The sequence below is a fragment of the Kaistella solincola genome, from assembly GCF_000812875.1.
Classification (GTDB): domain Bacteria; phylum Bacteroidota; class Bacteroidia; order Flavobacteriales; family Weeksellaceae; genus Kaistella; species Kaistella solincola.
The window spans coordinates 252,715-266,816 of sequence record NZ_JSYK01000002.1 but is presented as its reverse complement, the minus strand read 5'-3'; the positions used below and the strand labels follow the sequence as shown (position 1 = coordinate 266,816).

The window sequence follows — 14,102 nt, the reverse complement described above, 5'->3', positions numbered from 1 at the left end:
CCGGAAAAATTGACTGAAAGCCAGTGCTTTAGAAAATGCAAATCGGAAAAATTGGCTTAAATAACGGCAAATAAATGCGTTAGAATAATTTTTGATGACAGAAAGTTGAATTAAATAAATGATTGAATTGGAGGCATCGGGAATTCAGAAGTAGTGAATTCCCCGTGTTCCCAAAAAATTAAAAAATATTCCTATGAATCTGAATCAATATACCGTAAAATCTCAGGAAGCCATACAGAAAGCGCAGCAAATTGCGATGGAATTCGGGAATCAAAGCATTGAACCACAACATTTATTGGAAGGAATTTTTCAGGTTGATGAAAATATTTCCGAGTTTTTGCTTAAAAAATCTGAAGCTGAACTTTATTTAGTACGCGAAAGAAACCGTGAAAATCTCGAAAAACTACCGAAAGTAGAAGGTGGAAATATTTACCTCTCGCAATCCACAAATAAAATTTTGCTCGATGCGCCGAATATCGCCAAGAAAATGGGCGACGAATTCGTAACCATCGAACATTTGTGGCTTTCACTTTTTGAAGTAGGTTCGCCGGTTTCGCAAATGCTGAAAGACATGGGCGTTACCAAAAACACGCTTGAAACCGCAATAAAAGAATTAAGAAAAGGCTCGAAAGCAACTTCCGCAAGCTCGGAAGAAACCTACCAAAGTTTAAATAAATACGCGAAAAACTTCAACGAACTCGCCGCCGAAGGAAAACTCGATCCCGTTATCGGGCGGGATGAAGAAATCCGCCGCGTTTTACAGATTCTTTCCCGTCGAACCAAAAATAACCCAATCTTAATTGGTGAACCCGGAGTCGGAAAAACGGCAATTGCGGAAGGTATTGCGCACCGAATTATTTCCGGAGATATCCCAGAAAATTTGCAAGACAAAACCTTGTTTTCGCTGGATATGGGCGCGTTGATTGCCGGTGCAAAATACAAAGGTGAATTTGAAGAAAGGCTGAAATCTGTGGTGAACGAAGTCATAAAATCCGACGGGCAAATCATTCTTTTCATCGATGAAATTCACACGCTGGTTGGTGCCGGCGGTGGCGAAGGTGCGATGGATGCAGCAAATATTTTAAAACCGGCTTTGGCTAGAGGTGAACTTCGCGCGATTGGTGCCACGACTTTAAATGAATATCAAAAATATTTCGAAAAAGATAAAGCTTTAGAAAGACGTTTCCAAAAGGTTATGGTTGAAGAACCTGACACGGAATCTGCGATTTCTATTTTGCGTGGAATTAAAGATAAATACGAAGCGCATCACAAAGTCCGCATCAAAGATGAAGCGATTATCGCTGCGGTGGAGCAGTCGCAACGTTATATTTCCGACCGTTTTTTACCGGATAAAGCCATTGATTTAATTGATGAAGCTTCCGCTAAATTGCGAATGGAAATCAACTCAAAACCGGAAGAATTGGATGTTTTAGACCGAAAATTAATGCAGATGGAAATTGAATTAGCAGCAATTTCTAGAGAAGGAAATGATATTAAAGTTCAGCATTTAAAAGAAGATATTTCCCGGGTTTCCGAAGAGCGGAATGAAATTAATGCAAAATGGCTGAAAGAAAAGCAAAAATCTGAAGATCTAACCACCATTAAAAAAGATATTGAAGCGCTGAAATTAGAAGCCGAACGCGCTTCCAGAGCCGGTGATTATGCCAAAGTTGCCGAAATTCAGTATGGTAAAATCAAAGAAAAAGAAAATGCTTTGCATACTTTGGAGCTTGAAATGCAAAACCATCAGAATGAACTGATCAAAGAAGAAGTCACCGCCGAAAATATTTCCGAAGTCATTTCAAAATGGACGGGAATTCCGGTGACCAAACTTCTGCAATCTGAACGTGAAAAACTTCTTCACCTTGAAGACGAGCTGCATAAGCGCGTTGTTGGTCAGGAAGAAGCAATAGAATCTGTTGCCGATGCGATCCGCAGAAACCGCGCGGGCTTGAATGATGAAAAAAAACCGATCGGAAGCTTCCTATTTTTAGGAACAACTGGCGTTGGTAAAACTGAACTTGCAAAAGCGCTCGCCGAATATCTTTTCGATGACGAAAATAATATGACGCGAATTGATATGAGCGAATATCAGGAAAGACATTCGGTGTCGCGATTGGTCGGCGCGCCTCCGGGCTATGTGGGTTATGACGAAGGCGGCCAGTTAACAGAAGCCGTTCGTCGCAGACCATATTCCGTGGTGCTTTTAGATGAAATTGAAAAAGCGCACCCCGATGTTTTCAACACTTTGCTTCAGGTTTTAGATGATGGTCGTTTGACTGATAACAAAGGCCGCGTCGTGAATTTCAAAAATTCCATTATCATTATGACCTCGAATTTAGGTTCGCATTTAATTCAGGAAAATTTCCAGAAAATCACCGAAGAAAATGTGGACGAAGTTGTTGCAAAAACAAAAGAAGAAGTTTTCAGCTTGCTGAAACAGACTTTAAGACCGGAATTTTTAAACAGAATTGATGAAACGGTACTTTTCCAACCTTTGAACATCAAAGAAATCGGCAAAATCGTGCATTACCAGCTTCGTGGTTTCAATGAAATGCTGGCAAAACGCGGCATCATTATGACCGCTACAGACGATGCGGTAAAATATATCACCAACCGTGGTTACGACCCAAGTTTTGGTGCGCGACCTTTGAAAAGAGTTTTGCAGCAGGAAGTGCTGAATAAATTATCGAAAGAAATTCTTGCCGGAAATGTAAACGACGGCGATCGGATTATTTTAGATTATTTCGAGGAAAGCGGTTTGGTTTTCCGCCAGGCGGAATAACAGAATTTCAATAAATTTTTAAAAAAAACCACCGCACACTTTTGCCGGTGGTTTTGCTTTTTATTTTCTGTAAAAATAAATGGTGAAAGCTCTGTTTTTTTAAACATACTTTTTTTACAATTATATTTAAACCTGAAAATCGCTGTTAATTTTAAAAAACGAAAAACGCAAAACGGAAAATAACATGCTAAATTGGCATTTTTTCGGAAATTTTTAAATTTAAAACAGGTTTAAACAAAATAAATTTAAGCAAAGTTTGAGCTCACTCGAGACATATTAAACTTCATACTGACAGAAAGGCTTTTACGCAGATTTTATTCTACTTTAGTCGGCTTCGGAGGTAACAAAAACCGATTAAAAAGATTAAACAGTTATCTTTTTAATAAAAACATTTTGCTATGATGAAAAAATTGCTAATATTTGCAGTGTTCAAATGCTTGCGAAAGCAAAGAATAAATTTTTTTTCATCATTTGTGTTTTTTAGAATCCACTTTCATCGGTGGATTCTTTTATTTTTAGCATCTCAGTAACCGCGCAATATTCAATTTCTATTCCTGAAAAATAGGTCGTTAAAAGGGCAAATTTTATCAATTTTTCTTCACCGCGTTTTTTAGTTTAAGTTTTCAAAATATTGCCATTTGCTAAAAGGAAATTTCTAGCCGAAATAGCGGCAAATTTTTCAAATTATCTTTTTCTTTCTCGGCAAAACTTTTCTTGCTAAAAAACTGATTACCATCTGATTCCAGGATAGTCTGTAATTCAATTAGTTTCACTATTTTTGCACCTCGAAAATTCACTCATCAATTAGTATTAAATCTTATGATTTCGGTTCAAAGTTTAGGTCTTCATCACTCGGGAAATTATCTTTTCCAAAACGTCAATTTTACAATCAAGAAAGATGATAAAATCGGTTTGGTTGGGAAAAACGGTGCGGGAAAATCCACCTTGTTGAAGATGATTACCGGCGAAATTAATTTCTACGAAGGCTCCATCGTTCCGGAAGGAAATGTAACCATGGGTTTTCTGAAACAGGATCTTGATTTTGTGAAAGGCAGAACCGTTTGGGATGAAACCATGCAGGCTTTTGAGCAGATTAATGCGATGAAAAATGAGCTGGATGATGTGAACGAGCAACTGGCGACGCGCACCGATTATGAAAGCGATTACTACGAAAATCTCATCCATAAAATGACCGAGCTTAATGATCTTTTGATGCATTATGACGCGTATAATTTGGAAGGTGATGTGGAGAAAATTCTGTTAGGTTTAGGTTTTAAAGCCGATGATTTTCATAAAATAACCGATGAATTTTCCGGTGGCTGGAGAATGCGAATTGAACTTGCGAAACTTCTTTTGCAGAAAAATGATTTGATGTTGCTGGATGAACCAACGAATCACCTGGATATGGAATCCATTATCTGGCTGGAAAGTTTTCTGAAAGATTATCCGGGATCCATCGTTTTGGTGAGTCACGACAAGCAATTTATGACTTCGGTTTGTAACCGGACTTTCGATATCAACAATAAAAAAGTTGATGATTACAAAGCCAATTACACCAAATATCTGGAGCTCAGCAAAGAGCGCAAAGAAAAACTCATTCAGGCGAAGAAAAATCAGGATGTGGAAATTAAACAAATGGAAGATAATATCAACCGTTTTCGTGCTTCCGCAACAAAATCTTCCTTCGCGCAGTCTTTGATTAAAAAACTCGATAAAATTGACCGCATTGAAATTGATAACGATGACGTTTCGAAATTCAACATCCGTTTCGTGCAGTCTGTCGTTCCCGGGAAAGTGGTTTTTGAAGCGAAAAATTTGGGCAAAGCCTACGGAAAAAAACAGATTTTCGATCACGTAGATTTCTTTGTAGAACGGGGCGATCGCATCGCGCTTTTGGGCCAGAACGGTCAGGGGAAAACAACTTTAGCTAAAATTTTAGCCGGTGAAATCACCGATTATTCCGGTGAATGGAATCTCGGTCACAACGTAAACATCGGTTATTTTGCGCAAAATCAGGAAGAAGTTTTAACGCCGAATAAAACCGTTTTGGAAGAAGCTGAAGATTCTGCAACCGAAGAAACGCGCCCACGAGTGCGAGATTTGCTCGGAAGTTTCCTTTTTCAAGGAGAAGATGTGCAGAAAAAAACCAAAGTCCTTTCCGGTGGCGAAAGAAACCGTCTGGCTTTGTGTAAACTTTTGCTGCGCCCCTTCAACACGTTAATCATGGATGAGCCGACCAATCACCTCGATATTCAGTCCAAGGAAATTATCAAGCTCGCGCTGCAAAAATTTGAAGGAACTTTGATTGTTATTTCCCACGACCGCGAATTTTTACAGGGCTTAAGCGACAAAATTTTCGAATTTCGCGATGGGAGAATGAAGGAGTTTTTGGGCGATATTAATGAGTATTTGGCTTTCCGTCAGAAAGAAAGCATCCGTGAAGTTTCTGCAGAAAAATCAAAACTTCAGGAACTGCGAAATGAGCCAGCACCGAAAGTGGTTGAAAAACCAATTGAAAAAAAGGTGGAGATCGTTTCTAAAGACCAAAAAAACCTTCAAAATAAAATCAAAAAAGTAGAAGAAAAAATTTCGGATTTAGAGCTGAAAATCGAGGAAATGGAAGCCACTTTTACTTCTGAAAATCCGTCGGAAGAAACTTTAGAAATTTATAATTCGAAAAAAGCGGAACTCGATTTGGCTTTGGAAGAATGGGAATATATTGGCGCACAGCTGGAATAATTTTAGCTAAAATCAAAAAAATCATCGAAATCGCCGGAAATTTTTGGCGGTTTTTTTGTGCACAATTCCTGGGAGCGCCGCCACTTACCTCACCCATATTTCCTATCTTTGAATTTCAAAAATATTTTCAATGAATCACCAACCGGTTGAAGGCTTTTCTAAACTCTCAAAACAAAGAAAAATAGATTGGCTCATCAAAGAATATCTTAATGAAGACCGCAGTTACGAGCAAATTCTGCACCAATACTGGAACGGCGATCACACTTTGCAAAAACTCCACGAAGAATTTTCCGAAAACACGATTTCTAACTTTTATATGCCTTACGGAATTGCGCCGAACTTCCTCATCGATGGGAAATTGCTCGCGTTACCGATGGCGGTTGAAGAAAGTTCGGTAGTTGCTGCTGCTTCGAAAGCGGCTAAATTCTGGATCGATAAAGGCGGTTTCAAAACAACCATCATCAACACCAAAAAACTCGGCCACACGCATTTTATAATGAATGTGGAGCCGCATAAAATGCTGCATTTTTTCAATTTCAAACTAAAGAAAAAACTTTTTGAAGCGACCGAGGAAATCACCAAAAATATGCGCAACCGCGGCGGCGGAATTTTAAATATTCGCCTCATCGATAAAACTGCCGATTTGGAAGATTATTTTCAGCTGCGTGCGAGTTTTGATACCGTGGATTCTATGGGCGCGAATTTCATTAATTCCTGCCTGGAACAATTTGGGAAAACGCTGAAAGAAGAGGTTGAAAAAGACGAAGATTTTACGCCGGAAGAAAAAAATTCGCTGCAAATTGTGATGAATATTCTGTCCAATTACACGCCGGATTGTATCGTGCGCGCTGAGGTTTCCTGTAAAATTGAAGATTTAAAGGACGACAGCGGAATTTCCAACGAAGAATTTGCAACAAAATTTAAACGTGCCGTAACGATTGCAGAAATTGAACCATACCGCGCAACGACGCACAATAAAGGAATTATGAACGGCGTGGATGCGGTGGTCATTGCCACCGGAAATGATTTCCGAGCGACCGAAGCCTGCGCACACGCATATGCCGCAAAAGACGGCAAATATTCCAGCTTGACGCATTGCACGATCGATAACGGAATCTTTAGGTTCTGGATTGATTTGCCAATTTCCGTGGGTGTTGTCGGCGGTTTAACTAATTTACATCCGCTGGTGAAATTTTCTTTAGCACTTTTAGGAAAGCCTTCCGCGCAGGAGCTGATGAGCATTTTAGCGGTTTCCGGTCTGGCGCAAAATTTCGGCGCGCTGCGTTCTTTAGTAACAACGGGAATTCAGAAAGGGCACATGAAAATGCATCTTTTCAATATTTTAAATCAACTCGGTGCTACGGAAGCTGAAAAAGAGCATTTTGTGAATTACTTTAAAAACCGTACGGTGACGCACCACGAAGTGATTACTGAGTTTAACAATTTGAGAAATAACTAAGATGTTTCAGATTTTTTTAGGCGCTTTATTGATCGTTTTTGGGATTTTTTTAAAAGTCACCAAAGATCCGGGTTTTGCAAGAACAAAGAAATTTTATTGGGTTTTTCTCGTGATCGGCGCATTTTCGGCTATCGCTAAAATAATCCTGATGTATCAATTAAAAGAAATATAAAATGAAAAATACAACGCTGATAATTGGAGCGGTTTACGGTTTAGTTTCCGTTATATTAGGCGCTTTTGGCGCGCATGCTTTAAAGAAAGTTATTTCCGTAGAGAAACTGGTAAGTTTCGAAACCGGCGTGAGATATCAAATGTACGCGGCGCTGTTTTTACTCGTGGTCGGTTATATTTTAAAGTTTGAAACGACAACGGAAAAATGGATTTCGATTTTAATGATTCTCGGTACATTCATTTTTTCGGTGAGCATTTATTTATTAGCGTTCAGTGAAGTTGCTGCAATTCCGTCGAAATTTATCGGGCCGGTGACGCCGTTCGGTGGTTTGCTGATGATTATTTCCTGGGCGATGCTTATTTTCTATTTTGCTAAAAATAAAATCTAATGTTTTTCTTCATTTTCGGACTGAATAAAAAACCGGTCGGTAAAGAAACGCGCAAAATCATGAAAAATGGTTTTGAGGTAAACGCAATCATCACCGTTTACAAGAATTATCTGGAGCTGTTTTTTATTCCGCTCATTCCGTTGGGAAAAAAATACAGCATTTATATTCCACATACCGACGAATATTTTGAGCAAAGTTATTTCTCGAAAATGCCGGAAGAATATCTGGAAATCTGTAAAGATGTGGGCAGAAAGTATTAGAAAATGACAAAGCCGAGAATTGCTTTATTTATAGGCATTTTATGTATTTCCATTTTTCCCGTAATTGTGCGGATGAATCTTACGTCGGGTTTGATTTCGGCTTTTTACCGGATGGCAATTGCAACTGCTGTTATTTTACCGATTGCAATTTACAAAGGCAAACTAAAGCTTGAAAGTTTAAAAACGCTTTTTCCAATTGCGGTTTGTGGAGTTTTATTCGCTTCGGATATTGCCGTCTGGAATATTTCAATTCAGAATTCTTCGGCAACGCAGGCTACTTTATTAACAAATTTATCACCCATTTGGGTCGGAATTTTCTCACTTCTTTTCCTGAATTTCCGTCCGCGGAAAAGTTTTTGGCTGGGGACAATAATTGCGCTGCTGGGAATGGCAATCTTTGTAGGATTTGAAACGATTTTGAATCTCCAGTTTGATGCTGCTTTTTTCCTCGGGATTCTTTCTGGTGTTTTGTATGCGCTGTATATCTTGGTAAGCAAAACCGTTTTAGAAAAAATGGAAGTTATTACATTTATCACCTACAGTATGATTTTCAGTACGGTTTTCCTCTTTTTCGTTAATGTAATTTTCGGTGAACAGTTTTTGGGATTTTCAGATCAAGCTTGGATTTCACTGTTTGTTCAGGGAATTGTCTGTCAGCTGATTGCGTGGCTTTTAATAAGTTACGCTACACAAAGTATGCGAGCGACGCGCGTTTCCCTAAGTCTGCTCAGTCAGGCAATTTTTGCAACTATTTTAGCAGCGATTTTTGTGAATGAAAAAATTACAACCGTTCAAATGATCGGAAGTGTAATTATTTTGGCAGGAATTGCCACGACTTTTTACGAAAAAAAAGCAGCAGATTAAGTTCGTCGGTATTATTTTTTTTCGGCAATTCTTTCGCCCATTTTTATTGTGGTTTCAAGGCCTTTTTCTGTGTTTTTCAGCAAATCTTCATCGATGGTAATTTTGTCTTTTTCAAAGAAAAGCACAACGGTGGAGCCACCGAATTTAAAATAACCTTTTTCCTCGCCTTTTTTTACGTGTGTACTTTGATAAGTCTGAATCATGCTGCCAACCATTGTGGCGCCAACTTCCGACATGATGACGTCACCGAAAATCGGACTTTTAATCACGCCAAATTCCCGCTTATTGAGCCAGAAAATTTCGGCTTTTTTACGTAGCGCTAATGGATTTACGGAATAAAAATCTCCGTCGATTTTGGTATTGCTGCGCGGTACCGTGCCGCTGATTGGGAAATGATAGCGGTGATAATCCGGCGGTGCAAGGCGGAAAACGATCATCGCGCCGTCTTCATATTTTTTCGCCAGTTCGGGCTTGTCTAAAAATGAAGCGACATTGAATTTTAAACCTTTGATATAAAAATTTGAATTTTTGAGGTTTTGATAGGCTAAAATTTTACCATCCGCGGGTGAAATTACGACCAAAGAGTCTAGATTAATGGGCCGCGCTTCGGGTTTTAGCTTTCGGACAAAAAAGTCGTTAAAAGAGCCGAATTTTTTTTCCTGCGCGATGCTGAGATCTACTTTGTATTCTTTTACAAAAGGCATAATTTCTTCGGCGGAGGAGGGATCGTCCATCATGTCGCCATAAATGGAGGAAACGAATTTTCGCTTAGCAACCGCCCACAAAGTGGCCTGCCCCACAGGATTGTGGTAGAGCCAGTTGAGCCAGTTTTCGCCGTAAACGTTTTCGATTTTTACCTCGCCGCTGCTGCGCTCAACATATTTTATCGGTGTTTGCGCCGGCACGGGAAAAAGCGCGAGAAAGATGATCAGCGCTGTGATAATTGTAATCAGCGCCCATTTTTTATTGTTTTTTCTAAGAATCATTTGTTAAATAGCTGAGGCTTCGGAAGTTCCGATGCGGTGAAAATTTCTGGTTAAAGCAACAAATTATGACATTTTAGCGTGATGCGCAATTTTAAAAAATTTGCTGTTTTAGCAGCATATTTTTTCATTTTGATTTGGAGCGGAAATCCGGCAATAAAAAATACCTGCGCCCCGACCTGAATGGAGCTCTTTTTTATTTTTTTGCAGAAAAAAATAAAAAAAGCGGGAATGGAGGGCGGAAATGTGCGCCCAAAAAATTGGTATTTATCGTTTTATCGTCATAATTTTCTTAAATTTGTGCATCTTTTAAAAAAATAAATATTTAATAAAAATAATATGAATCTTCACGAGTACCAATCGAAAGAAATTTTGGCAAAATACGGCGTAAATATCCAACGTGGTTTTATCGCAAATAATGTTGACGAAGCTGTAGAAGCAGCAAACAAGCTGACAGAAATGAACGGTAACGAAGGCTGGGTGGTAAAAGCACAGGTTCACGCAGGTGGCCGTGGTAAAGGCGGCGGCGTAAAGTTTTCCCCGAATATTGAAAAATTGAAGGAAAATGCCGGAAATATTATCGGAATGCAGTTGGTGACTCCACAAACTTCTGCAGAAGGTAAAAAAGTAAACTTCGTTTTGGTGGCGGAAGATGTGTATTACCCTGGTGAAAGTGAAACTAAAGAGTTTTATGTTTCTATCCTTTTAGACAGAGCACAAGGAAAAAATATGATCGTTTATTCTACGGAAGGTGGAATGGATATTGAGCACGTTGCAGAAGTTACGCCACACTTGATTCACAATGAAGTGGTAGATCCGGGTGTTGGTTTGCAAGGTTTCCAGGCGAGAAAAATCGCTTTTAACTTAGGTTTGAGCGGTGCTGCACATAAAGATTTTGTGAAATTCATCACTTCACTTTACAACGCTTATGTTGGTATTGATGCAAGTTTATTTGAAATCAACCCGGTTTTGAAAACTTCTGATAACCGAATTATCGCTGTTGATGCAAAAGTTTCTTTGGATGACAACGCTCTTTTCCGTCACAAAGATTTGGCTGAACTAAGAGATACAAGAGAAGAAGATGCAACCGATGTTGAAGCCGGAGAAGCTGGTCTTAACTTCGTGAAGCTTGACGGTGACGTTGCCTGTATGGTGAACGGTGCGGGCCTTGCAATGGCGACCATGGATATCATTAAATTATCCGGTGGTAACCCAGCAAACTTCCTTGACGTTGGTGGAACTGCTGACGCTGAAAGAGTTCAGAAAGCTTTCGGAATTATTTTGAAAGACCCGAATGTAAAAGCAATCTTGATTAATATTTTCGGTGGTATCGTTCGTTGCGACCGTGTTGCACAGGGAATTGTGGACGCTTACAAAGCGATGGGAAGTTTACCAGTTCCTTTGATCGTGCGTTTGCAAGGAACAAATGCGATTGAAGCGAAACAACTCATCGATGATTCTGGTTTGCCGGTGCATTCGGTAATCACTTTGGAAGAAGCTGCTAATAAGGTAAAAGAAGTTTTAGGAAACTAAAATTTAGAAATAAATAATAAAAATTCCGCTCTATTTGGGCGGAATTTTTTGTTTTACCTAATGATGAAAAAATTCGGTGCTATTTGGGCTTTTTTTTCGTTTTTTAAAAAAGGCGGTTTTAGCGGCAAATTTTTAAATTTTAAAAAAAAGGCTGTTTTAGCACGGAATTTTTTAGAAATCATCGTCGCTGAAAGTTGGAAGTTGGGTCGCAAGTTCGATGCCTTCTTCCTGCAACCTGCCTTTGAGTCGAAGCAAAGCGTCGCTTTTTACTTTCATAATATCGGAGCCGGTTTGCATAAAAAATCTTGCCTGAAGGTAGAAAATCCCGAACGACTGTTTCAGAATCATCACCTGCGCCTGATCGGTATGGTCGGTAAATTCAAAGCTTTTTATTTCTTCTAAAATAATTTCGGTGGCTTTTTCCAAATCCTGGTTGGCCGCAACCTGAAGATTTAAGAATACTTTTCTTTGCCCTGATGATGAATAGTTGGTGAATGGCGCGGTGAAAATCAGCTGGTTCGGCACGAAAACTTTTTTGCCATCGTCGGTAATAATTTTGGTTGTTAAAAAGCCTATTTTTTCCACAACTCCGGTGACTTCTTTTATGGAAACATAATCGCCTTCGGAAAAAGACTTATCGATGCCGACAAGCGCACCGGAAAACATCGAAGACACCAAATCTTTCAGCGCAACACCCGCAACAACACCGGCAACACCTAAACTTCCGATAAATTTAAAAACAAAACTGCCGAGGCCCATGATTTCCATGGCGATAAAGGCGCCGGCGAGAACAATGAGGAATTTAAAAACTTTAATTAAAGCTACAATGGAGCGGTTTTTACTTTTCGGGAAAAATTTGTGGAAAATCTTCACCGAAATTTTACTGAGGTAGGTGCTCATCATATAAAAAATCAGGAAAACCAGTATTCCTACGACGAGTTTCGGCGTTGCCTGAACAAATGTGCGGTACCAGCGTTCCAGCACGTTCATTATAATTTCATAATAATTCATAATTCAAATATCGATATTTTAGGTTCTGGGGGAAGCAAAATTCTTTCCAAATAATAGTTTAGTAAAAATTGCGGGAATATGTATCTTTGCGGTCCACAAGAAAAACGGCTTGTTGATTCCAGATTCGTCTGGGGTAGGAAAGTCCGGACACCACAGAGCAGCAAAGCGGGTAACGCCCGCCGGTCGCAAGATCAGGACAAGTGCAACAGAAAGTATGTATATTAATTTATAGTGAAACCAGGTAAACTCTTTGCGGTGCAATGTTAAGTATATCGGATTTTTTCAGCAATGAAAATAGGAGTTGCTCGCTCCAAAAACCGAGGGGTAAACAGCTAAAGTTCTGCAGCAATGCAGAACGTAGATAAATAACAGGCGCTTTCGCTTCGGCGAGAAAACAGAATCCGGCTTATAGTTTTTCTTGTGGGTTTTTTTCAGTGGTCAGTGGCCAGTAATCAGGGGTCAGAAGTCAGTTTTTTATTCGTTTTCCAGCTGTTTTTTCGCTTCTGCTAAAGCGGCAGTTTCGTTATCCGAAAGTTTCGGAAATTTTAAATCCATGTGTTCTAAAGCATCAATAATAATCTGAACGGCGGCTACCCGTGCAAACCACTTTTGGTCCGCCGGAATTACAAACCACGGCGCGTGATCCTTTGAAGTTTCATCTATGGCGCGTTCGTAAACTTCCATATATTTTTCCCACAAAGCGCGTTCGGGTAAATCTCCTGCTGCAAATTTCCAGTTTTTTTCCGGCTCATTTATTCTGTCCAGAAATCTTTGTTTCTGTTCTTCCTGTGAAACGTTCAGAAATATTTTTACGATTGTGGTGCCGTTTTCTGCCAGATGTTTTTCAAAATTACAGATACTTTCGTAACGGTTTTCCCAGAATTTTCCATCAAAATCGTTTAGAGAATCCCAAACCCTTTCGCTTAAATTATATTCAGGGTGAACTTTACAAACTAATACACTTTCATAATGGCTTCGGTTAAAAATCCCTATTTTACCTTTTTCCGGCAAAGCGATGTAATGACGCCATAAAAAATCGTGCGCATATTCTTTAGCACTTGGAGATTTAAAACTGTGGACTTCGCAGCCCTGCGGATTTACACCACCGAAAACGTGCTCGATCAGCGAATCTTTTCCTGCAGCATCCATGGCCTGAAGCACGATTAGTAAAGATTTGCTGCCATCAGCATAAAGTTTTTCCTGCAGGTCGCGGAGTTTTTCTTTCTCCTTTTCGAGCATTTTTTTGCCTTCTGCCTTTTGAAGTTTACCGTCGTATTTGGTAAGCGCATCTGCAATTTTAAAGTTATCTTTAACAATAAAATTATCTCTAAAATCTAAATCCATATTTTTATATTTCTACTAAAATAAAAAAATCATTTCAATAAAGAAATGATTTTCAGGATTATCGCAGAAATACGATATATGTGGAAATTCTATTTTTAGTCTTTTTGCACTGCTGTAGCAGGAAGAACTTTAGTTGCTGGAACTGCGGCAGCGGGATCAACTTTACCTTTGATATTTATTACGGATCTTCCGTTTTCAGCATCATTAGAATAAACTTCGATGATTTTTACAAAAGTTCCCGGGATTTTGGTATCGTAAGCAACATTCAGTTTCGCAGTTTTACCCGGCATAATCGGATCTTTCGGAACTTCCGGAGTTGTACAGCCGCACGGCGCCTGAACTCTGGAAATAATTAACGGCTTATCACCTATATTTTTCACAGTAAAGTAACGGTGACCGTCTTCACCTAATTTTACAGTTCCGTAATCGATAGTAGTTTTATCGAAGGAAATGGTTTGCGCCGTAGCAAAAGCGAAAGAAGCGGTAAGGAAAAGTCCGGCAAATATTTTTTTCATTTTGTTGTTTTAAAAATTGTTGTTTTGACAAATTGTAACAGGCAAAGTT

General features: G+C 39.3%; 12 protein-coding genes and 1 other RNA gene. 9 read left to right on the top strand and 4 right to left on the bottom strand.

All coding sequences use genetic code 11. The annotated features are described in order from the left end of the window. Positions 1 to 193: 193 nt before the first annotated feature. The 7 genes from clpB to OA84_RS02180 all read left to right on the top strand — a co-directional run bounded on the left by clpB (position 194) and on the right by OA84_RS02180 (position 8,667). On the top strand, positions 194 to 2,785 hold the full coding sequence (gene clpB, locus OA84_RS02205; RefSeq protein WP_039341700.1) for an ATP-dependent chaperone ClpB: 2,592 nt from the start codon (positions 194 to 196) through the stop codon (positions 2,783 to 2,785). An 819-nt stretch (positions 2,786 to 3,604) separates the two neighbouring features. Continuing rightward, positions 3,605 to 5,524, top strand: a complete 1,920-nt coding sequence (locus tag OA84_RS02200) for an ABC-F family ATP-binding cassette domain-containing protein (protein WP_039341698.1) — start codon at positions 3,605 to 3,607, stop codon at positions 5,522 to 5,524. 130 nt (positions 5,525 to 5,654) lie between these two features. Further along, the gene (locus OA84_RS02195) at positions 5,655 to 6,983 is read left to right on the top strand and encodes a hydroxymethylglutaryl-CoA reductase, degradative (RefSeq protein ID WP_039341693.1); all 1,329 of its coding nucleotides are present in this window, start codon (positions 5,655 to 5,657) and stop codon (positions 6,981 to 6,983) included. A gap of 1 nt (position 6,984) precedes the next feature. After that, positions 6,985 to 7,155, top strand: coding sequence for a hypothetical protein (locus tag OA84_RS11460; protein ID WP_221399746.1), 171 nt, complete (start codon positions 6,985 to 6,987; stop codon positions 7,153 to 7,155). 1 nt (position 7,156) lies between these two features. Next, entirely contained in the window at positions 7,157 to 7,543 is a 387-nt protein-coding gene (locus OA84_RS02190; RefSeq protein ID WP_039341691.1) for a DUF423 domain-containing protein, read from the top strand. Beyond that, on the top strand, positions 7,543 to 7,803 hold the full coding sequence (locus tag OA84_RS02185; protein ID WP_039341689.1) for a hypothetical protein: 261 nt from the start codon (positions 7,543 to 7,545) through the stop codon (positions 7,801 to 7,803). The genes OA84_RS02190 and OA84_RS02185 overlap by 1 nt, the downstream gene beginning before the upstream one ends. A gap of 3 nt (positions 7,804 to 7,806) precedes the next feature. Next, entirely contained in the window at positions 7,807 to 8,667 is an 861-nt protein-coding gene (locus OA84_RS02180; RefSeq protein ID WP_039341687.1) for a DMT family transporter, read from the top strand. An 11-nt stretch (positions 8,668 to 8,678) separates the two neighbouring features. On the opposite strand, the gene OA84_RS02175 is transcribed toward OA84_RS02180, so the two are convergent. Then, complete coding sequence (locus OA84_RS02175; protein ID WP_084060823.1) at positions 8,679 to 9,653, bottom strand: phosphatidylserine decarboxylase; 975 nt, start codon at positions 9,651 to 9,653, stop codon at positions 8,679 to 8,681. 336 nt (positions 9,654 to 9,989) lie between these two features. Between OA84_RS02175 and sucC the strand changes: the two genes are divergently transcribed. Then, a complete protein-coding gene (gene sucC, locus OA84_RS02170) occupies positions 9,990 to 11,183 on the top strand; it encodes an ADP-forming succinate--CoA ligase subunit beta (RefSeq protein WP_039341685.1) in 1,194 nt (397 codons plus the stop codon). Between the two features lie 171 nt (positions 11,184 to 11,354). On the opposite strand, the gene OA84_RS02165 is transcribed toward sucC, so the two are convergent. Further along, a complete protein-coding gene (locus tag OA84_RS02165; RefSeq protein ID WP_039341682.1) occupies positions 11,355 to 12,194 on the bottom strand; it encodes a mechanosensitive ion channel family protein in 840 nt (279 codons plus the stop codon). A gap of 96 nt (positions 12,195 to 12,290) precedes the next feature. On the opposite strand from OA84_RS02165, the gene rnpB reads away from it, so the two are divergent. Beyond that, positions 12,291 to 12,619, top strand: an RNA gene (gene rnpB / locus OA84_RS11150) — RNase P RNA component class A. A 49-nt stretch (positions 12,620 to 12,668) separates the two neighbouring features. Here rnpB and OA84_RS02160 read toward each other — a convergent pair. Together OA84_RS02160 and OA84_RS02155 are read right to left on the bottom strand one after the other, a co-directional pair. Then, a complete protein-coding gene (locus tag OA84_RS02160) occupies positions 12,669 to 13,538 on the bottom strand; it encodes a PPK2 family polyphosphate kinase (protein ID WP_039341680.1) in 870 nt (289 codons plus the stop codon). A gap of 95 nt (positions 13,539 to 13,633) precedes the next feature. Next, entirely contained in the window at positions 13,634 to 14,053 is a 420-nt protein-coding gene (locus tag OA84_RS02155) for a DUF1573 domain-containing protein (protein ID WP_039341678.1), read from the bottom strand. Positions 14,054 to 14,102: the final 49 nt, after the last annotated feature.

Bases quoted from the DNA above. Each gene is read 5' to 3' on its own strand.
- sucC (WP_039341685.1), top strand. From the start codon at position 9,990: ATGAATCTTCACGAGTACCAATCGAAAGAAATTTTGGCAAAATACGGC.
- OA84_RS02175 (WP_084060823.1), bottom strand. From the start codon at position 9,653: ATGATTCTTAGAAAAAACAATAAAAAATGGGCGCTGATTACAATTATC.
- OA84_RS02155 (WP_039341678.1), bottom strand. From the start codon at position 14,053: ATGAAAAAAATATTTGCCGGACTTTTCCTTACCGCTTCTTTCGCTTTT.
- OA84_RS02185 (WP_039341689.1), top strand. From the start codon at position 7,543: ATGTTTTTCTTCATTTTCGGACTGAATAAAAAACCGGTCGGTAAAGAA.
- OA84_RS02195 (WP_039341693.1), top strand. From the start codon at position 5,655: ATGAATCACCAACCGGTTGAAGGCTTTTCTAAACTCTCAAAACAAAGA.
- OA84_RS11460 (WP_221399746.1), top strand. From the start codon at position 6,985: ATGTTTCAGATTTTTTTAGGCGCTTTATTGATCGTTTTTGGGATTTTT.
- OA84_RS02180 (WP_039341687.1), top strand. From the start codon at position 7,807: ATGACAAAGCCGAGAATTGCTTTATTTATAGGCATTTTATGTATTTCC.
- OA84_RS02165 (WP_039341682.1), bottom strand. From the start codon at position 12,194: ATGAATTATTATGAAATTATAATGAACGTGCTGGAACGCTGGTACCGC.
- OA84_RS02200 (WP_039341698.1), top strand. From the start codon at position 3,605: ATGATTTCGGTTCAAAGTTTAGGTCTTCATCACTCGGGAAATTATCTT.
- OA84_RS02160 (WP_039341680.1), bottom strand. From the start codon at position 13,538: ATGGATTTAGATTTTAGAGATAATTTTATTGTTAAAGATAACTTTAAA.
- clpB (WP_039341700.1), top strand. From the start codon at position 194: ATGAATCTGAATCAATATACCGTAAAATCTCAGGAAGCCATACAGAAA.
- OA84_RS02190 (WP_039341691.1), top strand. From the start codon at position 7,157: ATGAAAAATACAACGCTGATAATTGGAGCGGTTTACGGTTTAGTTTCC.